The sequence below is a fragment of the Rhodoferax sp. genome, from assembly GCF_044236835.1.
In the GTDB taxonomy this organism is placed as follows: domain Bacteria; phylum Pseudomonadota; class Gammaproteobacteria; order Burkholderiales; family Burkholderiaceae_C; genus Allorhodoferax.
Map to the genome: position 1 here is coordinate 79,883 of NZ_JBIIGC010000014.1, position 25,599 is coordinate 105,481.

The 25,599-nt window shown below is 60.1% G+C and carries 25 protein-coding genes and 1 tRNA gene; 16 read left to right on the forward strand and 10 right to left on the reverse strand.

Translation table 11 applies throughout. The features are described 5' to 3' along the window. Nucleotides 1-16: 16 nt before the first annotated feature. Nucleotides 17-101 (forward strand) — tRNA-Leu (locus ACILRC_RS11065). A gap of 89 nt (nt 102-190) precedes the next feature. Here the strand turns inward: ACILRC_RS11065 and rimO are convergent. The 4 genes from rimO to ACILRC_RS11085 all read right to left on the reverse strand — a co-directional run bounded on the left by rimO (nt 191) and on the right by ACILRC_RS11085 (nt 3,883). Continuing rightward, on the reverse strand, nt 191-1,594 hold the full coding sequence (rimO, locus tag ACILRC_RS11070) for a 30S ribosomal protein S12 methylthiotransferase RimO (RefSeq protein WP_395669429.1): 1,404 nt from the start codon (nt 1,592-1,594) through the stop codon (nt 191-193). 42 nt (nt 1,595-1,636) lie between these two features. Continuing rightward, on the reverse strand, nt 1,637-2,086 hold the full coding sequence (gene phaR, locus ACILRC_RS11075) for a polyhydroxyalkanoate synthesis repressor PhaR (protein ID WP_395669430.1): 450 nt from the start codon (nt 2,084-2,086) through the stop codon (nt 1,637-1,639). 91 nt (nt 2,087-2,177) lie between these two features. Further along, complete coding sequence (locus ACILRC_RS11080; protein ID WP_395669431.1) at nt 2,178-2,756, reverse strand: HD domain-containing protein; 579 nt, start codon at nt 2,754-2,756, stop codon at nt 2,178-2,180. Between the two features lie 23 nt (nt 2,757-2,779). After that, a complete protein-coding gene (locus ACILRC_RS11085; RefSeq protein WP_395669432.1) occupies nt 2,780-3,883 on the reverse strand; it encodes a TauD/TfdA family dioxygenase in 1,104 nt (367 codons plus the stop codon). A 127-nt stretch (nt 3,884-4,010) separates the two neighbouring features. On the opposite strand from ACILRC_RS11085, the gene ACILRC_RS11090 reads away from it, so the two are divergent. Beyond that, nucleotides 4,011-4,916 (forward strand): LysR substrate-binding domain-containing protein, encoded by a 906-nt coding sequence (locus ACILRC_RS11090; RefSeq protein ID WP_395669433.1) that lies wholly within the window; start codon nt 4,011-4,013, stop codon nt 4,914-4,916. Beyond that, nucleotides 4,917-5,330, forward strand: a complete 414-nt coding sequence (locus ACILRC_RS11095; protein ID WP_395669434.1) for a GFA family protein — start codon at nt 4,917-4,919, stop codon at nt 5,328-5,330. A 401-nt stretch (nt 5,331-5,731) separates the two neighbouring features. Here ACILRC_RS11095 and ACILRC_RS11100 read toward each other — a convergent pair whose 3' ends face one another. After that, the gene (locus ACILRC_RS11100; protein ID WP_395669435.1) at nt 5,732-6,271 is read right to left on the reverse strand and encodes a hypothetical protein; all 540 of its coding nucleotides are present in this window, start codon (nt 6,269-6,271) and stop codon (nt 5,732-5,734) included. Nucleotides 6,272-6,904: 633 nt separating this feature from the next. On the opposite strand from ACILRC_RS11100, the gene ACILRC_RS11105 reads away from it, so the two are divergent. Next, a complete protein-coding gene (locus ACILRC_RS11105; protein WP_395669436.1) occupies nt 6,905-7,882 on the forward strand; it encodes a glycerophosphodiester phosphodiesterase in 978 nt (325 codons plus the stop codon). 13 nt (nt 7,883-7,895) lie between these two features. On the opposite strand, the gene ACILRC_RS11110 is transcribed toward ACILRC_RS11105, so the two are convergent. Genes ACILRC_RS11110 through ACILRC_RS11120 form a run of 3 tightly spaced genes read right to left on the reverse strand, consistent with a single transcriptional unit; the run spans nt 7,896 to nt 9,465 of the window. Next, nucleotides 7,896-8,372: a DUF6152 family protein gene (locus ACILRC_RS11110; RefSeq protein ID WP_395669437.1), complete on the reverse strand. Its 477-nt coding sequence runs from the start codon at nt 8,370-8,372 to the stop codon at nt 7,896-7,898. A 53-nt stretch (nt 8,373-8,425) separates the two neighbouring features. Beyond that, a complete protein-coding gene (locus ACILRC_RS11115) occupies nt 8,426-8,872 on the reverse strand; it encodes a hypothetical protein (protein WP_395669438.1) in 447 nt (148 codons plus the stop codon). A 20-nt stretch (nt 8,873-8,892) separates the two neighbouring features. After that, complete coding sequence (locus tag ACILRC_RS11120; RefSeq protein WP_395669439.1) at nt 8,893-9,465, reverse strand: SOUL family heme-binding protein; 573 nt, start codon at nt 9,463-9,465, stop codon at nt 8,893-8,895. 201 nt (nt 9,466-9,666) lie between these two features. Between ACILRC_RS11120 and ACILRC_RS11125 the strand changes: the two genes are divergently transcribed. Next, a complete protein-coding gene (locus ACILRC_RS11125; RefSeq protein ID WP_395669440.1) occupies nt 9,667-10,197 on the forward strand; it encodes a uracil-DNA glycosylase in 531 nt (176 codons plus the stop codon). Between the two features lie 51 nt (nt 10,198-10,248). Here ACILRC_RS11125 and ACILRC_RS11130 read toward each other — a convergent pair whose 3' ends face one another. Continuing rightward, complete coding sequence (locus tag ACILRC_RS11130; protein WP_395669441.1) at nt 10,249-10,743, reverse strand: low molecular weight protein-tyrosine-phosphatase; 495 nt, start codon at nt 10,741-10,743, stop codon at nt 10,249-10,251. Continuing rightward, nucleotides 10,740-11,411, reverse strand: coding sequence for an SOS response-associated peptidase (locus ACILRC_RS11135; RefSeq protein WP_395669442.1), 672 nt, complete (start codon nt 11,409-11,411; stop codon nt 10,740-10,742). The genes ACILRC_RS11130 and ACILRC_RS11135 overlap by 4 nt, the downstream gene beginning before the upstream one ends. Before the next feature lie 66 nt (nt 11,412-11,477). Here ACILRC_RS11135 and ACILRC_RS11140 point away from each other — a divergent pair, with 66 nt between their 5' ends. The 11 genes from ACILRC_RS11140 to ACILRC_RS11190 all read left to right on the forward strand — a co-directional run bounded on the left by ACILRC_RS11140 (nt 11,478) and on the right by ACILRC_RS11190 (nt 25,496). Further along, nucleotides 11,478-11,918, forward strand: a complete 441-nt coding sequence (locus ACILRC_RS11140) for a LexA family protein (RefSeq protein WP_395669443.1) — start codon at nt 11,478-11,480, stop codon at nt 11,916-11,918. 12 nt (nt 11,919-11,930) lie between these two features. After that, on the forward strand, nt 11,931-13,241 hold the full coding sequence (locus ACILRC_RS11145) for a Y-family DNA polymerase (protein WP_395669444.1): 1,311 nt from the start codon (nt 11,931-11,933) through the stop codon (nt 13,239-13,241). Nucleotides 13,242-13,279: 38 nt separating this feature from the next. Further along, nucleotides 13,280-14,002: a hypothetical protein gene (locus ACILRC_RS11150; protein ID WP_395669445.1), complete on the forward strand. Its 723-nt coding sequence runs from the start codon at nt 13,280-13,282 to the stop codon at nt 14,000-14,002. A gap of 342 nt (nt 14,003-14,344) precedes the next feature. Then, nucleotides 14,345-15,016, forward strand: coding sequence for a hypothetical protein (locus ACILRC_RS11155; RefSeq protein ID WP_395669446.1), 672 nt, complete (start codon nt 14,345-14,347; stop codon nt 15,014-15,016). Further along, nucleotides 15,013-15,603 carry a hypothetical protein gene (locus ACILRC_RS11160; protein WP_395669447.1) on the forward strand — a complete coding sequence of 197 codons (591 nt, stop codon included), beginning with the start codon at nt 15,013-15,015 and terminating at the stop codon, nt 15,601-15,603. The genes ACILRC_RS11155 and ACILRC_RS11160 overlap by 4 nt, the downstream gene beginning before the upstream one ends. Beyond that, on the forward strand, nt 15,600-17,141 hold the full coding sequence (locus ACILRC_RS11165) for a hypothetical protein (protein WP_395669448.1): 1,542 nt from the start codon (nt 15,600-15,602) through the stop codon (nt 17,139-17,141). The genes ACILRC_RS11160 and ACILRC_RS11165 overlap by 4 nt, the downstream gene beginning before the upstream one ends. 840 nt (nt 17,142-17,981) lie before the next feature. Next, nucleotides 17,982-20,426, forward strand: a complete 2,445-nt coding sequence (locus tag ACILRC_RS11170) for an N-6 DNA methylase (RefSeq protein ID WP_395669449.1) — start codon at nt 17,982-17,984, stop codon at nt 20,424-20,426. Further along, nucleotides 20,417-21,682, forward strand: coding sequence for a restriction endonuclease subunit S (locus ACILRC_RS11175; RefSeq protein ID WP_395669450.1), 1,266 nt, complete (start codon nt 20,417-20,419; stop codon nt 21,680-21,682). The genes ACILRC_RS11170 and ACILRC_RS11175 overlap by 10 nt, the downstream gene beginning before the upstream one ends. Then, a complete protein-coding gene (locus tag ACILRC_RS11180) occupies nt 21,679-22,038 on the forward strand; it encodes a DUF262 domain-containing protein (RefSeq protein ID WP_395669451.1) in 360 nt (119 codons plus the stop codon). The genes ACILRC_RS11175 and ACILRC_RS11180 overlap by 4 nt, the downstream gene beginning before the upstream one ends. 33 nt (nt 22,039-22,071) lie before the next feature. After that, nucleotides 22,072-23,484: a hypothetical protein gene (locus ACILRC_RS11185; protein ID WP_395669452.1), complete on the forward strand. Its 1,413-nt coding sequence runs from the start codon at nt 22,072-22,074 to the stop codon at nt 23,482-23,484. A gap of 146 nt (nt 23,485-23,630) precedes the next feature. Further along, complete coding sequence (locus ACILRC_RS11190; protein WP_395669453.1) at nt 23,631-25,496, forward strand: type I restriction endonuclease subunit R; 1,866 nt, start codon at nt 23,631-23,633, stop codon at nt 25,494-25,496. Nucleotides 25,497-25,599: the final 103 nt, after the last annotated feature.

Here is a 25,599-nt window from a genome sequence, read left to right on the forward strand (position 1 = left end):
CCCTCTTTCCTGAGATGCCCAGATGGCGGAATTGGTAGACGCACTAGTTTCAGGTACTAGCGAGTAACATCGTGGAGGTTCGAGTCCTCTTCTGGGCACCAACAAGTTCAATGGTGTTGACAAAAAAGCCGCGGTTTTTCCAGCGGCTTTTTTTGTGCCCCCGTGGGACGTTGGCGTGCTGTGCATGCAATTAGAACGGCAAAGCGACCAAGTCGTGGCCCTGCGCGCTGACAATGCGGGCCTTGGTGAACTCGCCCACCTTCAAGGTCTTGCTGATCTTCTCGGGTGGCAACAAGTGCACCACGCCGTCGATCTCGGGCGCGTCGGCATAGCTGCGGCCCACGCCACCCTTCTTTCCCATGCCGGGCGCCGAGTCCACCAAGACTTGCATCGTGGCCCCCAACCGCTTTTGCAGGCGCGCGGCAGACACCTCTTCGGCGACCGCCATAAAGCGCGCCCGCCGCTCCTCGCGCAAGGCCTCGGGCAGCATGCCGGGCAAGGCGTTGGCGGCAGCGCCATTCACAGCGCTGTAGGCAAAGCAACCAGCGCGGTCGATCTCGGCCTCGCGGACAAAGTCCAGCAAGTGCGCGAACTCTTCTTCGGTCTCGCCGGGGAAGCCGGCGATGAAGGTGCTACGAATCACCAACTCCGGGCAAGCTGCGCGCCACTGCCGAATGCGTTCCAGGTTCTTCTCACCGCTAGCGGGACGCTTCATGCGCCGCAGTACCTCCGGGTGGCTGTGCTGCAAGGGCACATCCAAGTAAGGCAGCACGCGCCCGGAGGCCATGAGCGGCAGCAGCTCGTCCACGCTGGGATAGGGGTAGACATAGTGCAAGCGAACCCAGGCCCCATAAGGCTCAGCGATGTCACCCAGCGCCTGCACCAAATCGAACATGCGGGTCTTGGTGGGTTTACCGTCCCAAAAGCCGGTGCGGTACTTCACGTCGACACCGTAGGCCGAGGTATCCTGGCTGATCACCAGCAACTCCTTGACGCCCCCGGCAAACAGCGCCTGCGCCTCAGACAGCACATCACCCACGGGGCGCGACACCAAGTCGCCGCGCATCGAGGGGATGATGCAAAAGGTGCAGCGGTGGTTGCAACCCTCGCTGATCTTCAGGTACGCGTAATGGCGCGGTGTTAGCTTGATGCCAGCCACACCAAAGGTGTTCGGCACCAAATCGGTGAACGGGTCGTGCGGCTTGGGCAGGTTCAGATGCACCGCGTCCATCACCTCCTGGGTCGCATGCGGGCCGGTCACAGCCAAGACCTTGGGGTGCATTTTTCGCACCATGTTTTCGCCATTTGCTTCGGTCTTGGCGCCCAGGCAGCCGGTGACGATCACCCGGCCATTCTCAGACAGCGCTTCGCCAATGGTGTCTAGGCTCTCCTTCACCGCGTCGTCAATGAAGCCACAGGTGTTGACAATGACCAGGTCCGCGCCCTGGAAGGACTTGCTGGTTTGGTAACCCTCGGCGCTGAGCTGCGTGAGAATGAGTTCGGAATCGGTCAGCGCCTTGGGGCAACCCAAGCTGACAAAACCAACCTTGGGCGCACTAACTGGCTCGGAAGGGGAAGAAGATGTCTGGAGCATGCCCGGATTGTCCCCGCAATTGCCGCCCGGGAAGCAACGGGCTTAGCGCTTGATGCCAAAAGTGCCCAAAAACTGCTCGGTCTGCTTTTGGATCTGGTCCTGCATCTGCTGGAACACCTGGTTGCCCATGACGCCTTGGACCATGGGCATTTGCATGTCCATCAGTGCCTGCATGTTCTTCTCGAGGTAGCCGCCCATGAAGCCCTGCATGGTGTGGCCGTAAAACCGAATCACATTGGCGAGCACCGGAGCGGTGAACATCGGGGAGCCGTTGGCCTCCTCCTCCAAAATGATCTGCAACAGAATGCTGCGCGTCAGGTCTTCGCCGGTTTTGGCATCGCGCACGCTGAACACCTCGTGGTCCATCACCAAGCGCTTGATCTCGGCCAAGGTGATGTAACTGGAACTGTCGGTGTCGTACAGCCTGCGGTTGGGGTACTTTTTGATGACCCGCTCGGCAGGTTGGGCGTCATTCGGAGTGGCTTTTGGCATGGGGGCAATGTCCTGGCAATGCGACAGCCGGGAGGCGTGGCGAACGAAGTGATTCTAGAGTTGCGCTGACGACTCGCCCATCAGAGTTACCCTATGACAGTGGCTGCTGGATCACCGCCGGATCAAAGGGCTTTCTGGAAAACACCTCGCGCAACATCGGTTCAAAGTGGGCCAAAGGCCGCGTGGGGTAGCTGGGGTCGAACGCGGCTTGGTCGTAGCGTTCGCAAAAGCGTTGGCAGCTGTCGAACCACGGGTGATCTCGGTAGGCCAGGTGGCCAGCAGCGTCTTTGCCGTAGTGGTTCGCGTAGAACTGCATCTGGAACAGCCCGTGCATCTCCACAACCCAGGTCACTTCGGCGCGAACATAGGGTCGCAAAATGGCGGCTGCCATCTGTGAGTGGTTTTCAGGCGCGAGCTCGTCACCGATATCGTGCACCAGGGCAGCCACCACCATCTCAATGTCGGCACCATCGTCTTCTGCACGGGTAGCGCTTTGCAAGGAGTGCTCCAGGCGGCTTACCTGGTAGCCCTGCAAGGAACCGTCCAAGCGCTGCAAGCCCTGCAGCAGGCGGTCAGGCAATTGCCGAATGTAGTCGTGCTCCAAGGCCTGCAGGAAGACGTATTCCTCGCGGGTACCGTCCTTCATTTGGGTGAATTGAACCTGATTCATGGTGTCACTTTCGTTTGCTGTGCTTAGGCCAACTTGCGCTTCAAAACACGGTACAGGCTGCGCGGGCCATCCCGGTCAATATAGCAACCTTGGAGTTGGCGGTGGCCTTCGGCCGGGTTGAACGCGGTGCGGCCGTGCAGCACGCGGTTGTTGTCAAACATCATCATCTCGCCGGGGTTGAGCCGAAAGCGCAGTTCGTAGCGCGGGTCCTCAAACAATTGCCCCAAGCGCTTGCGGGCGGCATGGTAGCGCCGGGTATCGGCCTCGGACATGAGCGGAATGTCGTCCAAGCGCGGGCTGTAGTGCACGCCCGTCATCTCGCCACGCCCATCGAGTTCAATCATCGGTTTGACCGCCACCAACTGGGTCGTCGCGTCGCGGTACTCAAAGCGCACGGGGATGCGGCTGAGCAACTCGAAGCCTTGCGGGTCTTCAACGCGCACTTGCTCGGCCACGGCCAAGCTGTCCACCAAGGTAGAAAAACCCCCAGAAGTTTCGTTCTGCAGGCACTGCAGTATCTGGATGCCTGGCACCGGCGTACGGTAGGGGTTGTCGGTGTGCGGGCCCAAGGCCACCGGGCGGTAGGCCAGGTCATTCGAATCTGGGCGCGAATACACCTCGAAAAATGCACCGAAGTTGGTGGTGCGCACAAACCCGAAGCGCTGTGCAACGCTGAGGATGGAGTCAGCCTGAGTTGGCGTGTGGTTGACCAACAGGAAGCCCAGCTCAATGAAGTCTTTGAGCGCGGCAAAAAGCACGTCGTCGCGCTCCAAGTCGGGCCAGTTGTAAATGGGCTTGACGGCCATGTCGGCCCGCCATGCGCGGGCCTCTGGGCACTCCTCACTCAAGACAGAACCTGCAATGAGCTCTGCCGGGTCGTAGTGGCCAGCAAAGCCGTCGCTGAATGCAATGTGCAACATGGCGCCGTCTTGGCGCGCGCCGGTGACCGTCAAATCGTCTGGCAGCAGATGGGGGTTCATCAGGCGCTGTCCGGTGACGGCATCGCGCTGGCTGGGGTCGGGGCTGCGTGCGCGCAGCCACAGGGCGGGCAGCACGCGCTCACCGCTGGCGTCGCGCAAAAGCACTTGGGGTGTGGTTTGACCCGTGCGTACAAGAATTTCAGACATGGTGTGGATCTCCTGCGTTCGGCACCCAGCGTGGCTTTGTACCGGTGGCGCGAGTTTGCTTGAATGGCTTCCAAGCAGCAAACGAATAAATTTTCGTTGTAGGATTAGTTTGACTAATGCCTCACTTATGCAAACTGCATCCCGCCTCCCACCGCTGAACTGGTTGCGCGCGTTCGAAGCCTCGGCGCGGTCCTTGAGCTTCACCGCAGCGGCCCAGGAACTGAGCATGACCCAGTCGGCAGTGAGCCAGCAAATCAAGAGCCTGGAAGGGGCGCTGGGACGCACCCTGTTTCTGCGGCGTGTGCGCGGGCTCGAACTGACCGACGAAGGCCGCGGTTACCTGCCCACGGTACAAGCCGCATTCGCCATGCTGGAAGAAGGCACCAAGGTGCTGACCGGGCGCAACGGCCCGGACGTGCTGGAGCTGCACGTCAACCTGTCGTTTGCGCTCTTTTGGCTAAGCCCGCGCCTAGGCGCATTTCTGCACAAACACCCTTGGGTGCAGCTGCACCTGTCCACCGCCGTCTGGAGCGAGGAGCGGCCCAACGTCTCGGCCTCGGTCCAAATCGTGTTTGGCCAAAACAAACGCGAGGGCCGCGTAGGCCGGCGACTGACCAAAGAAACCATGTTCCCGGTATGTTCGCCGCAGTTGGCCCGGCGCATCAAATCCATGGACCAGCTGTTAGCGCAGCGTCTGTTTGACCTGCCGGGCACCGCACAAAGCTGGGGTTCCTGGCTGGACGCCCACGCAGGCCACACCACGGTCACGCGGCCACCCATTCACCGTGCCAGCACCTGGGCCTTGAGCCTGGACTGGGCCCAGCGCGGCCTGGGCGTGTGCCTGGCGCACGACACCATCGCCAAGGACCTGGTCGCGCAGGGTCGGCTGGTGCGGCCTTTTGAGGAGTCGGTGCCGATGCGCGAGGCCTATTACCTGGTCGCGCCCGAAGGCTCGCACACCCATGCGGCGTCCAAAGCGTTCAAGGATTGGATCACCACCGAAATGGCGCAATTTCAAACTACAGGAGACTGAATGCACCCCACCATTACCGGCGGCTGCCTGTGCGGCGGCGTTCGCTACCAAGTCGACGGGCCCTTGCGCCCCATCATTGCCTGCCACTGCGAACAGTGCCGCCGCAGCAGCGGCCACTTCGTAGCGGCCACCGCCTGCCGCCGTGCGCACTTCAGGCTGACCGAAGACGCCACCTTGGCGTGGTTCAGTGCCGTGGCCGACCACCGCAGGGGCTTTTGCAAGCGCTGCGGATCGAGCCTGTTCTTTGAAGCCACGGGCGGTGAGCGGGTGTCGATCGCCGCTGGCAGTTTGGATGCGCCACAAGGGCTACACATTGCAGCCCATATTTTTGTGGCGGAGGCGGGGGATTACTACAGCATCGACCCCGGCGTGCCTGCCTCTGCGGACGGGACACACAACGTAGCGCTGCCCTAGTGGGCCGAAACGATGACCTGGTCTGCAGGTGGTGGGTAACAAAAAAAGCCCGAACCTTGTGGGGTACGTGCTCTGGTGCCGACTGTGAAGCGGGCTGAATTTGGTAGGCCCGAGGCAGCGAAGACTATGCCCCATCCAACCGCCAAGGCCAAAGATAACGGTGTCATCAACGATTCGGATACTCTCACCGTTGAGTTTCATTCCATCGAAGATTTACTGTGGGGTCAGTAGTGGCTTTTTGTCGGCACAGTCCTTAGTGGTTTTTGCCGCTATAGAGAATCGTCACACGGCCTGAGGCGTCGACATTCACTTGTTTTGCAAGGTCGTACAGTTGCTGCACGCTTTGTATTGACCTGATTCCGTGCTTAACAAGTCCATGGCTTCTTGTAGCGTCAATGTGCTCATGCTGTCACCTCCGCATAACGAGCGACCTTGATAATGGCATAGCGGGGTTCAGCAGTTTGCTCTTTCGTCAAACTGGCAAAAACTCCCCCCTCTCCGTAAGCCAAGGCACATTCTAGATCGCTGAGCACTTGTTGACGGTCTGTACTCAATGCGCTCTGCGCATCCTTTTTTGGTCTGCCCATTTCACCGATATGACGAAGATAGAAGTGCAAAACTCGGGCACCCTCCTTACGAAAGTTGTCGCTTTGAAATATTTCGCCCGGAAAGGATTGAAGTTCCTGGACATCCAATCGCCTTGTGGATACCAGATAGTCGTAACCCATCCTGTGGAAATGAAAATCTTTCTCATATCGTGCATCTGGATCTCCAGGTTCTGATCCTCTAGCTGCAGGATTTAGAACCCGCAAAAAGATATCTCGCTCCCTGTCAATCGCCCAATCTAGGCTTGGATTGATCCGAAAGAACCTCTTCTCAAACGCCTCAAGCTTATAGCGTTCACGATCTTTTGATGAGATGTATTCATTGACAAAAGTCATGGTCATTTCCAAATAAATATATGTTGCATTGAAGTTGTCTAGTTATGCAAAAAAAGTAGCTTCGATAGGCTAGCAAAGTTGCGATTGCGATTGACCTCAGAGGTTCTATCGTCCTTAAGTTAATTGATCTGCTTTGCAAGGCCTAGAGTGTTTGAACACCAAGCCAGCGTGCGGTCGAGTGCGTGAAGTGTCGCAAAGTTCAGAAGCGAGGGGTCTATCAGACCGCCTCGCGAATTCTTGGCTACTGAAGGAATGTTCTTCAGTACGCGGTGATCGTTGGACGCTGCTCCAGTGACCCAACACGGGGATTGGAAAAGGCCTTGAGGGCTCGCTTACCCGTCAACAAACACATTAAACCTAGAACAACGTCGATCGATGCTGCAGAATTGGGCAAAGAATCTGGACGACTTGAAAGCTGCGGCAAAAACACAAGTACGTCCCCAACAACCGTACAAGTCACCACATGCGATGCCGCCAGATGCGGCTCCGCCATTACGACACATCGAGAATCGGTGAAGACAACATCTGCCGGCTACCCCGTCTGAAGTTTGATCAAATTGGCTGCATGCGGTCAGCCCGCTTGAGGCCAAGCAACTGGGGTGTGGATCGGCCCTGTTAATGCAAGGAGTTTTCATGAAAGCATGGATAGCGGCTGCGTGCTGCGGTTTGAGCCTCCAAACCGCTGCGTTTGATCTGCAAGGCCACCGGGGGGCACGGGCTCTTGCGCCTGAGAACACCTTGCCAGGATTTGCAGTGGCGCTGAGCATAGGAGTCACGACCTTGGAAACCGATTTGGCGGTGAGCCAAGACGGTGTGTTGGTCATTTCACACGACCCGGCTTTGAATCCCGACATCACACGCGGGCCAGACGGCCAGTTCCTCGGGCAGACCGGGCCGGTGATCTGGCGGACAAATTACACCGACTTGCGCCAGTACGATGTGGGGCGCCTAAAGGCCGGCAGTCGCTATGCAGCGCAGTATCCAGAGCAGGTGGCTCACGATGGAGCCCGGATACCACGGCTGCAAGACTTGTTTGACCTAGTGCAAAGGTCTGGCAACCGAGACGTGCGGCTTGCGCTCGAAATCAAGACCCGCCCAGACGCGCCAAACGAAACCCCGGCACCCGGCCCCTTTGCGGCCAAGGTGGTTGACGCGGTGCGGGCCGCAGGGCTGGCTGAGCGAACCACAATTTTGTCTTTCGACTGGCGCGCATTGCAGGCGGTTCAGCGGGCAGCACCGGACATTGGCACCGTGTACCTGTCCATTCAGCAGCGCAACTTCGACAACATCGGTGCGGGCCGCGCCACCGGCTCAGCGTGGACCGCCGGGTTCGCGCATGCCGATCACCTGTCAGTTCCAAAAATGGTTCACGCTGCGGGTGGGCGCATCTGGTCTGCCTTTCATCTGGATCTCAATGCTGCAGTAATCAAGGAAGCCAAGGCCTTGGGCCTCACCGTGCTTGCCTGGACGGTCAACGAGCCGGCGCGAATGGCCGAAGTCATGGACATGGGTGTTGATGGCATCGTGACCGACAGGCCCGACTTGCTGCGCATTGAAATGCAACGCAGAGGTTTGCCGCTGCCCTTGCCAACGCCAGTTCGAGCGAACTGAGGGTAGCGCAGCCTTATGCCGGGGATGACCTCAAAGCATAAGTCTTGCCATTGAGCCACAGGTATTCCACCCGCACAATCGCGCCACCTTTTTCATCCTTGAAGGTGAATCCCAGCAGGGCCAGCGTCTGGCCAGGTTTGATTTCAGGCACTTTCCAGGCTTCCATGCGCGACAGCGGCGCCAATTCAACCTCCCAAACCGGGTCCGCACGTTGGGGCAACACCGCCTTTTTCAGCAGGCTGGGCCCATCGACGCTGGCGGTTTGCGCTGGCAGGCTGCGCCGGGCTAAGTCAGCCGGCAGCGCAAGCGGCGCCGCAAGCTCCAGCAGCAGCTCAGTGTGCGGGTTGTGCCATTTCACGCGGGTGGCCTTGCCCTCTAAGTACAGCGGGCGGTCCAAATCGAAACTGCTCCAGCCATGGTGCGCCTTCACATCCAAGCTGAGCGGCAAAGAGGTGGCAGCCAGCCATTGCAGCGCGGTTCTTCTGTCCATGGAAAACTCCTTTGGGCGTGGTGGGTAGGTTGGTTATGTTGAGCAGGTGACAGTCAAATGTATGCAATCCAACGGCCACACGTGATCACCGCCAGCCAGATCAGCGTGGACAACACCACTTGGAAACGGGCCACGCCATCGAGTTTCACCAGCGAGCCACGTCCGTGAAACCAGGCCGCATTGCATGCCGCCAGGGTGAGCAATCCCATCTTGCTGACAAAGGCGCGGTTGGATATCAACTCATTGGCCTGGCTCACAAACATCAGCAAGCCAGACAAGGCAGCCAGGCTAAACCCGGCCGCCACTAGCAACAAAGTCAGTCGGGCCAAGCCGGGTACAGGCAAGCTTGCCCCGGCTCCCCACACCCGCAGCTCCAGCAAAACTAGGTTGCCCAGCAGCAGCGCGATGCCCACGATGTGAACGACCTCCAGCGCCGGGTAGGCAAAAGGATGTGTCCGCAAGGGAGAAAAAGCCGCTGCCAGCGCATCAATGGGTTGCATCACGTGCCCAGCGGTTTGCGCTACTGACCATCCGCCACAGGCAACCAGATCTCGTTGCGCCGCATGAACCACGGCGTTGCAGGACCGTTGTACCTCGACAAAATCGGCTCGCCAGCCCAGGCGATGCCAGCTGCCTTCATGGCAGTTTGCAGCTTGGTCAGGTGCTCGGTGTAGTTGGACTCGGACCAAAATCCGGAGTAACGGATCACAGCAAATCGGCTAACAGGCACTTCGCGCAACATAACCCGTGCATCGGTGGGCTCTGGCGCATTGGCCACGGTAACGCCCCGGGGCAACACGAACTGCACCAGGTAGCCGCCCGGCGCGGCAGCCTGGGTCACAGGCGCTGTCATTTCGAGCTTCACCGGCATGGCGGCCTGGGTGACCGGTGCAGTCATGGCCAGCTTACGCTCGCCCTTGTTCTTGCCAAAAATGTAGCCCGCAAGAATCGGGAATGCGCGGCGGCCTGCCTCGTTTGCTTCGCCGGAAACAACCACCTCAGCCACGGTGTAGGGCTGATATTCGCGGATAGCGATGCCGTCGAGCTGCCGCACCACGGTGTAGCTCGGTTCTTCGATGGCGTGGCTGGTCATAGTGGTTAGTGCAAGCAGCAAGCCGGCGATTCGGGATGGAAGATTCATGGATAGAGTGCCTCGCAGGACTTTGGGCCGTCAACGCCCCGTTAGCAAGCTGCAAAAAGGATTCAAAGAGAACTTCAGTGGGCATGGTGCCACTTTGTTGAATCCGGCAAACTTGGACGGGTTAAAAGAATCACGAAAAAAAGTGTCCCTGTTATGACGTTCAAAAATCTGGTCGCGCGCATACAAGAAGCTCGTGGTCCCGAGGCAAAGGTGCCTGGATTCGATCCCGCCAACGGCAACGAGAGTGCTCGATTTCTCTTTCTTCTTGAGTCCCCGGGCCCTCGGGCCGTCGATAGCGCTATGGTTTCCATCAGCAATAGTGACCCTACTGCAACCAACTTGGGAAGCCAACTTGAGGTTGCTGAATTCGTTCCGGCCGACTACGCCATCTGGAACGTAGTGCCATGGTTCCTTGGGTCAGGGGATGATGCTAGGAAACCGAGGGCTGCCGACCTTAAGGACGCTGAGCCCCATTTGGAGACCCTCGTCACGGCAATGGAAAAGAACAATCTCAAGTGCATTGTTCTGGTTGGGACCACCGCGAGAAAAGTTTTGTTGCCCCTGTCGAAGTACACAAAAGTGCGCATCGCGTCGATCCATCATCCGTTGGCGCAGTCCATGGCTCGAGAAGGGGCACGCTTAGAAAATGAAAAAATCCTTAAGCACCTAAAGCGGTCCGTTTAAGGTATCGCACCGACCAATTGGTTAAACATGCAAGTTAGTAATACGCCCCAATCACTTTAGCCTTCCCCCCTTGATCTGTCCCAGCAACCCATCGCAAGCATCCTCCACCAAGTCCAACACCTCCTCAAACCCATTCGCGCCACCGTAGTACGGGTCCGGAACGACGGGCTTGTCTTGGACCAAACAGAACTCGGTAAGCCTGCGCACCTTGCGCCGGTGCTGTGGCGGGCACAGGGCTTCGGTCAGCGCCAGGTTGTCCCAGTCCATCACCAAGATCAGGTCGTGCCGCTCGAAATCAGCGTCCTCAATTTGGCGCGCGCGCAGGTTTGACAGGTCGTAGCCGCGCATGCGGGCATGGGCTTGTGAGCGCGCATCTGGTGGGCTGCCAGGGTGGTAGTTGTGGGTGCCAGCCGAGTCCACGACCAAGGTGTCTTGCAACCCTAGCGCTTGGGCCTTGTGCCGCAGCACCCCGTGCGCGGTTGGGCTGCGACAGATGTTGCCCATGCAGACCATCAGTACCGAATACGGCACCGAATACGGCTTCATGCAAACAACCCCTTGCTGCTTGTTGGTTGCTCGATCACCTGCATGGCGTCCGCCGGGTACGGCAGCATGAACTCTAGGATGGGTGCCGTGGCGTCCAGCCAATCACGGTAACTCTGCGGCGGCAAGATCGCCACCATGCGCTTCTCATCGGTGGGTTTGTGGAAGTGGTTCATCAGTGGGTGCTGGTCTGCATTGAGGGTGAGCATGGTGTAGCTATGCACCCAGCCGTTCTTGGGGTCCTTCCAGCTCGACCACAGCCCAGCGATCCCAAAAGGCGATCCGTCTGCCGATTCGATGCGGGTGGCCACCGCCTTGCCGCTGCGCCAGTCAGGCTCGTAGAAGGCGTCCGCTGGGATGATGCAGCGCTGGTTGCGTTGGAAGGCGTCTCTGAAGCTCGGCTTCTCAGCAGCTGTCTCGCTGCGGCACTTGTAGGTGTGGCGGGTGATCTTGGTGTCGGTGGCCCAGTGGGGCACTAGGCCGAAGAGGCCGGTGAGGGCTTCTAGCGCCGGTACCGCCTCGTCACCCACATCGGCATGTGGGTGCTTGCGGATGAAGGGACCGAGGTAGCCGGGCCAGAGGTCGAGCTTGGCATCCTCGGACGGCGCCAGCACACTGAAGTGGCGCCGGTACTTCTCTCGCTCTTTGACGGCTTGGTAGTGGCTGTACATGCTGCTTTGTTCTCCCTGCTTCCCGTTTTGCCTGATTGCGGCTCTCAGCTTTACTATACTGGATGAATGTACAGTCATGAGCAATTCACCCATCCCCTGCCGGTCTCTGCCACCCCACTGGACGTGCTGCTGGTGCGCGGTCGGGTGCAGGCCGGGTTCCCCTCGCCTGCAGAAGACCTGGGTGCCCAGCGGATCGATCTTGCCCAGCTTCTGATCAAGCATTCTCAGGCCACCTATTTCGTGCGCGCAAGTGGGCACTCCATGGTGGACGCAGGCATCTTCGATGGCGACATCCTGGTGGTCGACAGAGCTATCAAGCCGCGCAACACCCACATCGTGGTGGCCGTGGTGGACGGTGAGTTCACGGTTAAGGTGCTGTACCAGCGCGCAGGACGCATGAAGCTCAAGGCTGCCAGTCCCACCTACCCTGACATCACCCCCAAGGAGGGCCAAACCATTGAGGTCTGGGGCGTGGTGACCAGCGCCATCAAGCGGTTCAACGTTTGACCTAACTCTGCCATGTACGCCTTGGTCGACGGCAACAACTTTTACGTGTCGTGTGAGCGCATCTTCCGCCCCAGCCTCAGGGGCGTGCCAGCGGTGGTGCTCAGCAACAACGACGGTTGTTGTGTTGCCCGCTCCAACGAGGCCAAGGCGCTGGGGATCAAGATGGGCGCTCCGTGGTTCCAGGTCAAACACTTCGAAGACTCAGCAGGCCTGGTGGCGCTGTCCGCCAACTTCGCCCTGTATGGCGATATCAGCGACCGGATGATGAGTCTGGCAGCGGGCCTGGGCCCCACCCAAGAGATCTACTCCATTGACGAGTCCTTTATCGGCCTGGACGGTGTACCGGGTGACCTGGTGGAGCGCAGCCACAAGATCCGCTCGCGCATCCTGCAATGGGTGGGCGTGCCCTGCTGTGTGGGAATTGGCACGACCAAGACCCTGGCCAAGTTGGCCAACCACGTTGCCAAGACGGCTGAACGCAAGCCCGGCCTCTATCCTGCCCACTTGGCACAGGTGTGCAACCTGGCCATCCTGTCTCACGCAGAGCGGCAAGCGGTGTTTGAAGCCACCGAGGTGGGCGAGGTCTGGGGCATTGGCAGGCGTATTGGTAAACAGCTCATGGACAGCGGCATCCAGACGGTGCAGGACCTGGTACGCATGGATGTGGCCACTGTGCGGCGCGGCTGGTCGGTGGTGCTGGAGCGAACGGTACGGGAGCTGCAGGGCACGCCTTGCATCGGTCTGGATGACGCACCGGCGCCCAAACAGGAGATCGCTTGCACCCGCTCCTTTGGCCATGCAGTGACTGCCCTGTCGGCGTTGACCGAGGCGGTCAGTGAGTTTTCCAGCCGGGCAGCCGAGAAGCTGCGCAAGCAAAGCAGCCTCGCCGCCCAGGTGATGGTGTTCATACGCACGAGCCCCTTTAGGAGGGATGAGCAGTACAGCCGCAGCATCAGCGTGCCCCTGCGTCGCCCCACGGCCGATACCGGTGCCATCGTGCAGGCCGCAGTATTGGGGCTGCAGGCCATCTACCGACCAGGGTTCAACTACGCCAAGGCGGGGGTGATGTTGATGGACTTGCAAAGTGACAGCATCCGCCAAGGAGAACTGGAACTCGGCGACGAAGCATCCCTGGAAGACATGGCAGAGAACTCGCGGCTGATGTCGGCGCTTGATGCAATCAACCAGCGCTATGGCAAGGGGACGATGAAGATAGCGAGTTCCGGACTGGACGGAGACCGCCGGGTGTGGTCTATGCGCCAGGAGCGCAGAACGCCGGGGTACACCACCGATTGGGCGGGGATTCCGGTGGCGAGGGCTTGAGTGCTGGCAGGTCAGTGAGCAGCAAAGATCAACGTGATATGAACCTCAGCACCTTCCCGAACCTTAAGCGCGTACATGCAAAGCGGCTGCGCGAGCTGTACCGGTCAGCAGGTTGGCCCTACCAGGATGTGATCGAGATTGAGCTGCTGGCAGCGGGACTGCTGCAGCGGGTTCCTGATGCTGCTGGGGTGGAATGCATGCGGGTGACCGATGCGGGGCTCAAGTACCTGGCAGCGGCAGCACAGGCGAACCGGGAGGCCCTGTCTGCGCACAACACCATGGTTGACAAGATCGCCAGCATGATGGTGGAGGATGGGCGCATAGCCTGGAAGGGTTTGCAGCTGATGGCACCACTGCCACCGTCTGAAGAACGGGAGCGGCGCTGGCGGACCTGCATCCCCGACGTGTTCTCCATTCGCAACTCCACGGTGCAAAGTTACCTTGAACCCATCGTGCACGAGATCAAGGTCAGCAGAGCGGACCTGTTGGGGGACCTGAAGAACAAGGACAAGCGCAATGCGTACCTGGGCATTGGCGGGCAGTGCTGGTACGTGCTGGGGTGCAACGCCAGGGGGGAGCCAATCGCTTCGCCCGAAGAGATTCCAGCTGAATGCGGGGTGATGGTTTACGCAGAGGGGCGGCTAGAGGTGTTGCGGGGGGCGCCCAAGCGGGCGGTGGCGCAACTGCCGTTTCATGTGTGGATGGCGTTGGCGAAGGCTGTGCCGGTGAGGTTGGGGAAGGAGGGGGATGATCGGCTTTAGATGTTGGGATTGCAGCGGAAGCTGCCGGTTAGCCGCGATTCGCCATCCGTCTGCTTTGGGCCACAACCGGACGTAGACGAGAGGCCACTTTCGGCAGTAGAAAGCTCACGTCCGAACCGGGCGTAATAGAACGTGGGGCACCACCATCTCGAAGGATGGACATACGCACGGGGGCCCTCGAAGCCAAGAGCGAGCGGCCGGCCGGCCCTCACGCGCAGCGCCGATAACGATTGTGCGCTGCAGTTCAGCTGTGACATCATCGCAATTTGTTTCGGACGGGCCTTGCCCCTTCATAAGCCGTTCACAGTCAAGAACCGATCGCTTCGCTGAAAGTTGAGCACAATGACATTCGCCAATTTAATCTCGTGCATCGTCCTTTCCACGGCCGCGTCGATGCCAGCGGTCTCCTTTGCAAATACTGAAGAAAATGCCTTTGAGGCCCTGCTACCAGGCCTGATGATCGCGCTTCAGAAAACCGCGAATTCAGATACTTCGACGCATGCAAATCTCAAGGACTTTGCCAAGTCCATCACCAAACTTTCAACCGCTGCTGCAGGCGGAAAAATTGTCGTGTCCGATGACTTGCAGGCGATCACCTCGCAGTACAAGGAGGCGATTGATGAAATCGGCGTCCGCGGGGACAACGAGGCAGCAGAAGCGGTGGCCCTCAGTCTCAAACGTGATGCGGCGCTGAAGGCGACGTTTCTCGACGATGGGGGCTCGGGCCTGACTGACTATGTTCGACGGATGGCGATCAGGATCCAAGTCGTCGTCAAGAGAGACTGCCGATCGAATGCAACTGAGCAGCGGTTTGACGTTGTGGCCGTCGCAGAGCTGCTGAAACCCAAGGGGGTTTGGAAGCGATTCAGCGGCCCGACGGACCCCGCGTTCGTGGAACTCAACCCGGGGCTATGGATCTTCAAGGCGTCGCGCGACGGTCAGTCCATCGAGCGCGGTCCATACAGTATCGGCGTCGCGGGAGCGCCATCCACTCTCGATATATGCCTACAGTGAAAGTGAACGCGATGCAGAGATTCTGGCTCCCAGCTTTCGCGTTCAGCGCTTGGCTGTCTTCGAACGTACTCGCCTTCTTCGTATTTGACATTAGGCTCGACGTCAACTCGTCCGATAGCGCCTATGTCGCAGGCTGGTGCGGCGTTGGATCCGCAACTCTATACGCGCTGATACTCATGGCACCTAAACTGTATCAGCGTCTCACCAAACCAAGATTTTGGTTCTTAACGGCAATTATTCAGCTAATCGTGTTGTTACTGATGTCGCAGGCTTACTTTGACCTGAGAAAGGAATGGACCTGCGAGTACTACAACACGGGGCTGATGATTGTCGTGGGGATTCACAACCAAGAGACTTGCGGGCATCTTGTGGAACGCATTGCAGGTGATTTCGCAGCGTATTTCAGTGATCAGCGCGAACTCACAAGAGAAAGATTCCGTCTGCTCGCGGCAGCATACACCGCAATCTGGCTGCTGTTCAGCGCCATGCTGTTGGCTGTGTTTCATGCGTCCAAGTTCGCCAGAATGCCTGCGCGCGCTGCCAGGCGCGCCACCAGTCGTTCGTCCTCCTCTGAAGTCGCCAAATGAGCTTGGCGAGTCGCTACCTCGCCGGCGCTTGTCTCGCCATTTTTGCCCGCCTAGCCTCGGCTGAGGAGTCCGTTCCACTGCCCGACCAGTCATTTGCATCGGATGCTGCAAAGGTTTACGCCAGTCAGCCAGGACGGGGCCCGGCGATGCGAGTGCCGATCGAGATTGACGATGGCGGCGACGCCTTCGCCAAAGACGGCATCGTCAAAATTGGCAGGCGATTCCTGCGGCGGCTCGCGGATGGTCGCGATCAGACCACACAAGCAACGATTCTAAGATTTGTCTTGCTGCATGAGTTTTGGCACGTGAGCATGCCAACGGATAGACCGCAAGTTTCGGAATGCCGCGCAGATGTAATGGCCGCCTATGCCTATGTTCGTCACCTCATGGTCGGTGAGTTTTCGACCCAGCCTTCCGTCCAGAAGTTCATCAACGACGTGGATTCGCTGGAGCGGGACGTTCCCGCATTTCTCGAAGCGTCGGGCAGGCTTGCGCCCGACACCGGTTACTACCTCGATCCGCAGGGCCGGTATTTGTCCATTCGGTTGGGGATCGCCCGTGCCCTATCGTCTCAGGGAAAAGACACGGCGGACAGTCCGCTCTTGGCGTTTAGCAACAGATACTTGAACCGGACTGACATCGGCCAAGCTGGCATGTTGATGCCACCCGAAGAGTATTCAGAGGCGGTCTGCCTGCAGTTGACCAAAAGCACTGATACGACACGGCTGGAGGCCTCGAACCTTACGAAGGCGTGGGATCCCTACTTTCGATCCAGCGATATCTCCATCTCAAATCTCTCAGAACGGCCGGCCAGATTTGCCGGCATCGCCTTCGCAGGGCGAAGAAGCAAAGAGGGCACTCGATCCCTGGTCGGCTTTTCAGTAGATTCCCTACGCATGTTTGAAGCGGAGATGGACGCTGGCGAAAGGTCCCGAGTCGTCGAAGTGACACTTCGCGCCGCGCCCCCCGGTATCGACGAGAAGAGTGAGAGCTTCTTTAGCTTTCCGACTACGCTCGACTCCTATGGTTACTTCGCAAAGCTTAAACCCAAGCCAAAGCGCGTCTGCGCGCCGACATCAGGCGAAGCGTTTGAAAGCTTCATCGCCCGACTAACTCTTGATGCCGAAGACAACTTCGATAACATTCTTGGCAGGCGCATTTCAGGGGACGGCTTAGGGTCGGAGCACAGACTGAAGATTCCCGTGCCGAGTGTTTTCTTCAAGGCCACAATCTCTCAGGGTCCTGGGAACTACAGGACCGTGAATCTCTACAGCGCTCTATTTGGGGATCTTTCCGATGCGAAGACTCGCTTCAAGGCCTCGCTGAGATCGGTTGCTACCGCTTGCAAGCTCGTCGATGAATTCCGAATCGGCCCCGCAGAGAAGTCTGAAGGTGTTGAAGAAGAGGCTCTCCTGGAAGTTGAGCATTCCTCTATCAGCGATTTTGCTTCACTGACCGCCGCTTTGGTGGAAATTCGCTCTTCTTCTGGCTTGACGCAAGGCTACGCCTTGCGCTGGAGCATCTGGACAAATCGCTAGTGGTGTCCTGCAAGACCTCCAGCCATCAGTTTCGGCCCTTGGCGAGCGCTGCGTTGAGCAGAATAAGCGCTTGCGCTAGCCTGGACGCTGAAGCAGGAGCGACTGTCTCATTTGCGGCTACCTTGCGCCATGGTCGCGCTGCCGCCGGTTGATCCGACGGCAGCTTTGGGGCATCGAGATCGGGATAGCGCATGTCGCTTCCGGGTCGGGTCCTGTCTAGCTTGAGGTAAGCACATGCTGACTTGAGCCGAAGGATAAGGGGTGAACACCAGCCGACTGGTCAGTGGTTCCCGGAATAGGTGGCCAAGTAAACCGGAATACGCAATCCTTGAGGACTTTTATATCCATCAGCCATGGAAAGAAATCCCGTCGTTTTCTGGTCACCAACCATCTGAGCGACGTATCAATCCAAACGGAGTACGCCAATCCCGGACTCCATGGGTGTGCAGTTGAAGACATTGCCGGCCTTGAACTGTGGACCGGTTGCGCAACGTTGCGCCCAACAATTCGGCAAACCGCACGTGCCTCCAAAAAGAAGGCCACGCAACAAGCGCCAGCTTGTCAGGGGCCGTCACGCGTAGTTTGCGCAGCAAACGTCGCCGCTGAGAGTGATGCTGGCTCCTTACTTGACCTCCCAGACTGTTACGATCCAGCACACTCGGGGAGAAAAAATGACTCAAGCTGCTGCCTATTCGCATAGAAGAGCGCCACGCTATTGGGATATGTCCGCCTGCAGACTTCCCCTGTCTGTTCGATTCTTCACGTCGGGCTTCCAGCCATGACGGACTTTTTCGACCGCAACAGCCCTGTATCGACGTAACGCGTACCAAACTTCCATCAATGGCGATCAAGAAGTCCGACCTCTACTCGTCCCTTTGGGCCAGTTGCGACGAATTGCGCGGCGGCATGGATGCCAGCCAGTACAAGGACTATGTCCTGTTCATGCTGTTCATCAAGTACATCAGCGACAAGTACGGCACCAGCGAAGACTTCGCGCCGCCGGTGGTCATCCCCAAGGGCGCGAGCTTCAAGGACATGGTTGCGCTGAAGGGCAAGGCCGACATCGGCGACAAGATCAACACTCAGGTCATCCAACCGCTGATCGACGCCAACAGCCGCTTGGCGCGCAGCGACTTTCCTGACTTCAACGACCCCAACAAGCTGGGCGAGGGCTCTGCGATGGTCGAGCGGCTGAGCAACCTAGTCGGCATCTTCCAGAAGCCCGAGCTCGACTTCTCGGACAACCGCGCCGAGAACGACGACATCCTGGGCGACGCCTACGAGTACCTGATGCGCCACTTCGCCACCGAAAGTGGCAAGAGCAAGGGCCAGTTCTACACACCGTCGGAGGTCAGCCGCGTCATCGCCAAGGTGCTGGGCGTCGGGCCGCACAACGCCAAGGCCTCGACCACGGCCTACGACCCCACCTGCGGCTCGGGCTCGCTGCTGCTGAAGGTGGCGGCCCAGGCCGGCACGCACATCACCCTGGAAGGCCAGGAGATGGACGTGACCACCGCCGGCCTGGCGCGCATGAACATGATCCTGCACGACTTCCCGACGGCCAGCATCCTGACGGGCAACACGCTGGCCGACCCGAAGTTCAGGGACGGCCAGCAACTGCGCACCTACGACTACGTGGTGGCCAATCCGCCGTTCTCGGTGAAGACCTGGAGCACCGGCCTGACCCCGGCCGCCGACACCTGGCAGCGCTTCGCGTGGGGCGAGCCGCCGGCCAAGCAGGGCGACTACGCCTTCCTCCTGCACATCATCCGGTCGATGAAGGGCACGGCCCAGGGCGCCTGCATCCTGCCGCACGGCGTGCTGTTCCGCGGCAACGCCGAAGCCACCATCCGCCGGCAGCTGGTGCGCTCGGGCATCCTGAAGGGCATCGTCGGCCTGCCAGCCAACCTGTTCTACGGCACCGGCATTCCCGCCTGCATCCTGGTGCTCGACAAAGCCGGCGCCGCGGCGCGCGCGGCCGCGGGCACTGGCATCTACATGGTCGACGCCAGCAAGGGCTACATCAAGGACGGCAACAAGAACCGCCTGCGCGAGCAGGACATCCACCGCATCGTCGACACCTTCCAGCGCCAGGCCGACGTGCCGCGTTATGCCCGCCTGGTGCCGCTGGCCGAGATCGCCGATCCGAAGAATGACTTCAACCTCAACCTGCCGCGCTACATCGACAGCAGCGAGCCGGAGGACCTACACGACATCACCGCCCACCTGCGCGGCGGTATCCCGGTGCGCGACCTGGATGACCCGACCAGCCCGCTGGCGCCCTACTGGCAGGTGCTGCGCGGCGTGCGCCAGGGCTTCTTCGAATCCGCGGGCCACGTCGGCTACGTTCAGTTGAGGCTACCGCTGCCCGAGCTGAAGGCGGCCATCCTGGGCCATGCCGAGTTCCGGGCCTTCAACAGCCAGGCCACGCAGCGCTTTGCCGACTGGCGCACCGCCGCCACGACGCGCCTGCAAGCCTTCGACGCCGGCGGCCACCCCAAGACGCTGATCGAGACGTTGGCCGAAGAGCTGCTGGCTGCCTTTGCCGACGTGCCGCTGATCGACGCCTACGACGTCTACCAGCACCTGATGGACTACTGGGCCGCCACGATGCAGGACGACGCCTACCTCATCGCCGCCGACGGCTGGGTGGCCAAAACCAGCCGCATCCTGGAGACGGACAAGAAGGGCAAGACCAAGGACCGCGGCTGGACCTGCGAGCTGATCCCCAAGCCCTTGATCGTGGACCGTTACTTCGCCAAGGAGCAGGCCGCCCTCGACGCTCTGGAGGCCGAGCTGGACGCGGCAGTGGCCAGCCAGACCGAGCTGGAGGAAGAGCAAGGCGGTGACGAGGGCATCTTCGCGGGCTACGACAGCATCACGGCCGTGGCGGTGAAGGAGCGCATCCGCGAGATCGGCGGCGCCCGCGACAGCGCCGATGAATTGAAGCTGCTCAAGCAGTGGCTGGATCTGGCCAACCGCATCGCCACGCTCAAGAAGCAGATCCGCGAGGGCGAGGCGGCGCTGGACACGATGGCATACGAGAAGTACCCGGCGTTGACTCAGGCCGACATCCAGTTGCTGGTTATCGAAGGCAAGTGGATGGCGACGCTGGCGGGCGCCGTGCAGGGCGAACTCGATCGCGTCTCGCAGACCCTGACCGGTCGCATTCGCGAACTGGCAGAGCGCTACGCGACGCCGCTGCCGAAACTCACCGACGAAGTGGCGGCGCTGACGACCAAGGTTGAAGCGCACCTAGCAGCGATGGGGGCGACATGGAAGTGAAGCCGGGCTACCAGCACACTGGGGTTGGCGTCATTCCGATCGATTGGCAAGCAGTCGCGGCGGCCGAGTTTGTCGATCCGAGTGCGCCGATTTGCTACGGCGTTGTTCAAGTCGGTCGGAACGTAGACAGTGGTGTCCCCATCGTCGCAATCAAATTCGTCAAGGAGATCAGTCGGGCACCTCTTCACCGGACGTCAATGGAATCTGAGCGACCCTACGCGAGAAGTCGCGTGAAGTCGGGTGACGTTTTAGTTTCTATCAAGGGAACGATCGGCCGCGTTGGACTAGTTCCTATCGGCTTCACCGGCAACATCAGCCGGGAGCTAGCTAGGTTGAGACCCCGCCAAGACTATTGCGGTGAGTACATTGCCCACCAGTTGGAGAGCGTTAGCACCCAGGCGCGCATCTCACGAGCCGTAGTGGGCACAACCCGACTAGAGTTCTCGATCGCCACCGTGCGACTGTTTGAGATACCAGTTCCGGCGACACTCTTGGAACAACGCGCTATTGCGACAGCGCTGAGCGACACAGATGAGCTGCTGGCTGGGCTAGACCGCCTCATCGCCAAGAAGCACGACCTCAAGCAGGCCGCCATGCAGCAACTCCTCACCGGCCAGACACGGCTTCCGGGCTTTCAGGGCAAGTGGGAGGTGAAGACCCTTGAAGACCTCATCACGAGCGATCGTTTCGCCATCGTGGACGGCCCGTTCGGAAGTCAGTTGAAGGTGGATGAATACGTCGAATCGGGCGTGCCTTTGATCGAGATGGAGCACCTATGCGACGAGTACATCACCGAGCGAATTCAGCGCTACATCACACCCCGGAAGTTCGAAGATCTGAAGCGCAGCGCTGTGTACCCGGGTGACATCATCATTTCGAAGACTGGGAGCCTCGGGAAGTTGGGCCTAGTCCCCGAATCCGTCGATCGCGGACTTATCACTAGTCGCCTTGCAAAGATCACAGTCGACCCAGCAAAGGCTGACCAAGGGTTTGTCTTCCAGTGCTTGCTCAAGCTGCGATCGGACGGCTACTGGGAGAAAGTCTCTCAAGGAGGAACGATGCAGATACTTGGGATTGGGATGCTCAAGAGCGCGCCACTTCCAAGCATCAGCGTTGCTGAACAGGCCGCGATCGCCGCCGTCCTGTCCGACATGGACGCCGAACTGACCGCTCTCCAAGCCCGCCGCGACAAGACCCGCGCGCTCAAGCAAGGGATGATGCAGGAACTCCTGACTGGAAGCACCCGCCTGGTATGAGCGCCATCACCCCGCACTACCGCAATGTGCAGCAGCTGCTGCAGAGCCAGTCGTTCTCCATCGACGAGTACCAGCGCGAGTACAAGTGGGAGAAGGAGAACATCGACGAATTGCTGTCCGACCTGCAGGCCAAGTTCTTCAGCCATTACAAGCCCGCCGACGAGACGCCCGCGGTCAGTGGCTACGGCGAGTATTTCCTCGACTCCATCATCGTCAGCAAGCGCAACGGCAAGAACTACCTGATCGACGGCCAGCAGCGCGTGACCTCGCTGAGCGCGCTGCTGATCTGCCGGTACCGGGCCACCAAGGCAGAGGGCGCGGGTGCCTTGCCCGAAGGCCCGCGCGCCCCCTACTGACAGATCGGCACGCCCAACTCCAAGGCCCACGGAATGCACTTGCACCTCACCCACAAGCGCCTACAGCACGGCATCGGTCAGGGCGGCTTCCACTCCGCCAAGGTCAGGGTTCAGGTCCGCAACGAGTCGGCCGCCGACCTGGACTATCGCTTTGACTATGTTTACGACTGCGGCGCTGTGTCGTTCGGCAAGAAGTCGTTGTTGATGAACAGCATCGTGACGCTGCCTCTCGTTTCTCGCGCTGACAGCGCTGGAAGGAAGGTGCTCGACGCGTTGGTGCTGTCGCACTACGACCAGGATCACATGGTCGGTGCCAAGCATCTGACCTCACTGTACGACGTGCGTCGCATCTACCTGCCTTATCTCTCGCCCACGGAACTGCCGCTGGTCTTGGCCAGCCAGGCTGAGCGCTGGCGGCCGATGCAGATCCGCGCGCTGCACCGCCTGGCTACGGGCGGCGGGCAGTTGTTCGGTGTCAACGTGAGCATGGTTGGGCCGACGTCCGGCCAGGAAGGCCCCGTCGATCTGCCTCCCGACGAACCCTTTCCGGGCGGCAACGACCGTGTGCAGGCATCCGCCGATCAGATTGGGGGCACCCAACCGCTCATGAGCATGGCAGCCATCGCCGGCGTAGGCCAAGTGGGCCCCGAACGAGTGCTGCCTGCTAGTGCGGAAGTGACCTTGGGCACGCCTGGCCGGCCCCTTAGCGAGGCGGTCTGGACGCTGCGCTTCTGGAACCGCGGGGTCAAGCAGGACCTGTTGGATCAGTTATCAAAGAACCTGACGAAGTGCGGCTTTCCGATGGCAGCTCTGGATGATCCCAGGGGCGCCAGCAAGATCGTGGACTGGCTGGACGACCCTTACCGCAAGACGAAGGCCGTGGCGGCCTATCGCCAGGCGATCAACGCCACGCGTCCGAAGAAGTCGCGGGCGATTTGGGCAAGCCGCGTTGCCAACCACATTTCTCTGGGCATGTATTCCGGGCCGGCCAAGACCCCTCGGTTGGGGCATGCGGACTACCGCCTGAGATGCTGGGACGACACAGGCAGCGGTGAGAGCTTCTGGGCGTATCCAAACTGGCGACCATGCCGCATGAACGCGCAAAGCGGCCGCCGTACTGGCTGGCTTGGCACGGGTGACGCACCATTGGGAGAAGCTGATGTCTGGACCGACTTCTCTCAGCGTTACCGCCAGCAGCTGGATGAAGTGCTCACCATTCAGGTGCCGCACCATGGCGCGGCGCCCAAGGGCGGCCCTGCGTTTTTCCATTCCGGCCTGCTGCCAATTCGTGGTCTGAATGCGGTCGTTTCCGCTGGCGTGACGAACGCCTATGAACACCCCGCTGCGTCGGTACAGCACACCATCAAGATGGCTGGCGGCCTGCTGCATCTCGCGAATGAATTGAAGCAGCCTGGCTTCGAAGAGCGTCTTGAACTTTGGTTCTGATATGTCGCCACTTTTTTTTGGACGCATCAAGAGAACGAGAAGAGGAACGTCATGATCGGTAGCAATCACGACCCCCTCTGGACCGAGGAGGTGGCCGCGCTCATTGAGAGGGTGTGGTCACCGCAACGACTGCAGGAAGCCGCCGCATGACCCAACCGCTCCGCCCCGAACGGGTAACGCAGAACCGCGTCGTCCAACGCCTCGCGGCACCTGGTTCGGATGGCGGGCTGGGTTACCGCGTCCTGGGCGACTGGCACCAGCGCGAGAAGAACCGGGGCATCGAAACGGCCCTGCTGCGCGACAACCTCACCGCGCGCGGCTACACGCCGGCGCAGATCGGCGCGGCGCTGCAGAAGCTGGAGACGGCGGCGGACTCCACCGGCATCACGCTATACGCCGCCAACCTGCGCACCTATCAACTGCTGCGCTACGGCGTACCGGTGCAGACCGGGGCCGGCCAGGCGCACGAGACGGTGCACCTGGTCGACTGGGCGAATCCGGAAGCCAACGACTTCGCGCTGGCCGAGGAGGTGACGCTGAAGGGCGGCTACCAGCGCCGGCCCGACATCGTGCTGTACCTGAACGGCCTGGCCATCGCGGTGGTTGAGCTCAAGCGCAGCTCGGTGGAGCTGGCCGACGGCGTGCGCCAGCTCATCACGAACCAGGAAGAGATCTTCAACAAGAGCTTCTTCAGCACCGTGCAGCTGGTGCTGGCGGGCAGCGATTCGCAGGGGCTGCGCTACGGCACCACGGGCACGCCGGAACAGTTCTTCGTGGAGTGGAAGGACGAAGACCCGAAGGCTGCCGACGGGTCGCCCGGCGTGCTGCTGGACCGGCCGCTGGTGCAGCTATGCAACAAGGCGCGGCTGCTGGACCTAATCCGCAACTTCATCATCTTCGACGCCGGCCAGAAGAAGGTACCGCGCCAGCACCAGTTCTTCGGTGTCAAGGCCGCGCAGGAGCGCATGGCGCGCCGCGAGGGCGGCGTGATCTGGCACACCCAGGGCAGCGGCAAGAGCATCCTGATGGTGCTGATCGCCAAGTGGCTGCTGGAGCACGACCCGGATGCGCGCATTCTCGTCATCACCGACCGCGACGAACTGGACAAGCAGATCGAGGGGGTGATGCGCAACGCCGGCGTTATCGGCACCGACTCGGCTTCGCCACGCATCACCTCACGCGCCGAGTTCGCGCAGAAGCTGGCTGCCGCCACGCCGCGCCTGCTGTGCGCGCTGATCCACAAGTTCGAGCCCGACCTAACAGGGGCGGCGCCCAAGGTGCAAGGCCGCTTCTACGTCTTCGTCGACGAGTGCCACCGCACCCAGGGCGGCGACATGAACAAGCAGATGAAGCGCTGGCTGGAGGGCGCGGTGTTCATCGGCTTCACCGGCACCCCGCTGCTGCGGCGCGACAAACAGATGACGCGCGACGTGTTCGGCACCTACATCCACACCTACAAGTTCCACCAGGCGGTGGCCGACAAGGTCGTATTGGACCTGAAGTACGAGGCGCGAGACGTACCGCAGCAACTGCTGACCCCGGAGAAGATCGACGCCTGGTTCGAACAGAAGACGAAGAACCTGAACCGCTACCAGAAGTCAGTACTTCGCGGCCGCTGGGCGACGCTGGAAAAGCTGATGAGCGCCGGCGAACGCAAACAGCGCATCATCGCCAACATCATCGAGGACTTCAGCTTGAAGCCTCGACTGGATAACCACCGCGGTACGGCCATCTTGGTGGCGGCTTCGATCTACGACGCCTGCCATTACTTCCGCCTTTTCCAGAACACGAGCTTTGGACCCTACTGTGGCGTCATCACCTCATACGAGCCGAACCACAACGCTATCTCGCGTGAGCCGCCCAACAGCGATGAGCGCTACAAGTTCGACACCTATACGCTGCATGTGCTGAAGGACGGGCAGACGACCAAGCAGTACGAGGACGAGACCAAACGCCGCTTCAAGGACGAGCCAGCGAACTTGAAGCTACTTGGACGTCACCCGCTTTCGTAGACATAAATCAACTTCCAGTTTGAAGTTGCTCGAACGCAAGCGGGCTCATTTGGTCAAGATGACTGTGCCTGCGGACTCGATTGTAAAAACCTTCAATGTAATC

Excerpts from the sequence above, each read along its gene's own strand:
- rimO (WP_395669429.1), bottom strand. The coding sequence starts at position 1,594 with ATGCTCCAGACATCTTCTTCCCCTTCCGAGCCAGTTAGTGCGCCCAAG.
- phaR (WP_395669430.1), bottom strand. The coding sequence starts at position 2,086 with ATGCCAAAAGCCACTCCGAATGACGCCCAACCTGCCGAGCGGGTCATC.
- ACILRC_RS11080 (WP_395669431.1), bottom strand. The coding sequence starts at position 2,756 with ATGAATCAGGTTCAATTCACCCAAATGAAGGACGGTACCCGCGAGGAA.
- ACILRC_RS11085 (WP_395669432.1), bottom strand. The coding sequence starts at position 3,883 with ATGTCTGAAATTCTTGTACGCACGGGTCAAACCACACCCCAAGTGCTT.
- ACILRC_RS11090 (WP_395669433.1), top strand. The coding sequence starts at position 4,011 with ATGCAAACTGCATCCCGCCTCCCACCGCTGAACTGGTTGCGCGCGTTC.
- ACILRC_RS11095 (WP_395669434.1), top strand. The coding sequence starts at position 4,917 with ATGCACCCCACCATTACCGGCGGCTGCCTGTGCGGCGGCGTTCGCTAC.
- ACILRC_RS11100 (WP_395669435.1), bottom strand. The coding sequence starts at position 6,271 with ATGACTTTTGTCAATGAATACATCTCATCAAAAGATCGTGAACGCTAT.
- ACILRC_RS11105 (WP_395669436.1), top strand. The coding sequence starts at position 6,905 with ATGAAAGCATGGATAGCGGCTGCGTGCTGCGGTTTGAGCCTCCAAACC.
- ACILRC_RS11110 (WP_395669437.1), bottom strand. The coding sequence starts at position 8,372 with ATGGACAGAAGAACCGCGCTGCAATGGCTGGCTGCCACCTCTTTGCCG.
- ACILRC_RS11115 (WP_395669438.1), bottom strand. The coding sequence starts at position 8,872 with ATGCAACCCATTGATGCGCTGGCAGCGGCTTTTTCTCCCTTGCGGACA.
- ACILRC_RS11120 (WP_395669439.1), bottom strand. The coding sequence starts at position 9,465 with ATGACCAGCCACGCCATCGAAGAACCGAGCTACACCGTGGTGCGGCAG.
- ACILRC_RS11125 (WP_395669440.1), top strand. The coding sequence starts at position 9,667 with ATGACGTTCAAAAATCTGGTCGCGCGCATACAAGAAGCTCGTGGTCCC.
- ACILRC_RS11130 (WP_395669441.1), bottom strand. The coding sequence starts at position 10,743 with ATGAAGCCGTATTCGGTGCCGTATTCGGTACTGATGGTCTGCATGGGC.
- ACILRC_RS11135 (WP_395669442.1), bottom strand. The coding sequence starts at position 11,411 with ATGTACAGCCACTACCAAGCCGTCAAAGAGCGAGAGAAGTACCGGCGC.
- ACILRC_RS11140 (WP_395669443.1), top strand. The coding sequence starts at position 11,478 with ATGTACAGTCATGAGCAATTCACCCATCCCCTGCCGGTCTCTGCCACC.
- ACILRC_RS11145 (WP_395669444.1), top strand. The coding sequence starts at position 11,931 with ATGTACGCCTTGGTCGACGGCAACAACTTTTACGTGTCGTGTGAGCGC.
- ACILRC_RS11150 (WP_395669445.1), top strand. The coding sequence starts at position 13,280 with ATGAACCTCAGCACCTTCCCGAACCTTAAGCGCGTACATGCAAAGCGG.
- ACILRC_RS11155 (WP_395669446.1), top strand. The coding sequence starts at position 14,345 with ATGACATTCGCCAATTTAATCTCGTGCATCGTCCTTTCCACGGCCGCG.
- ACILRC_RS11165 (WP_395669448.1), top strand. The coding sequence starts at position 15,600 with ATGAGCTTGGCGAGTCGCTACCTCGCCGGCGCTTGTCTCGCCATTTTT.
- ACILRC_RS11170 (WP_395669449.1), top strand. The coding sequence starts at position 17,982 with ATGGCGATCAAGAAGTCCGACCTCTACTCGTCCCTTTGGGCCAGTTGC.
- ACILRC_RS11175 (WP_395669450.1), top strand. The coding sequence starts at position 20,417 with ATGGAAGTGAAGCCGGGCTACCAGCACACTGGGGTTGGCGTCATTCCG.
- ACILRC_RS11180 (WP_395669451.1), top strand. The coding sequence starts at position 21,679 with ATGAGCGCCATCACCCCGCACTACCGCAATGTGCAGCAGCTGCTGCAG.
- ACILRC_RS11185 (WP_395669452.1), top strand. The coding sequence starts at position 22,072 with ATGCACTTGCACCTCACCCACAAGCGCCTACAGCACGGCATCGGTCAG.
- ACILRC_RS11190 (WP_395669453.1), top strand. The coding sequence starts at position 23,631 with ATGACCCAACCGCTCCGCCCCGAACGGGTAACGCAGAACCGCGTCGTC.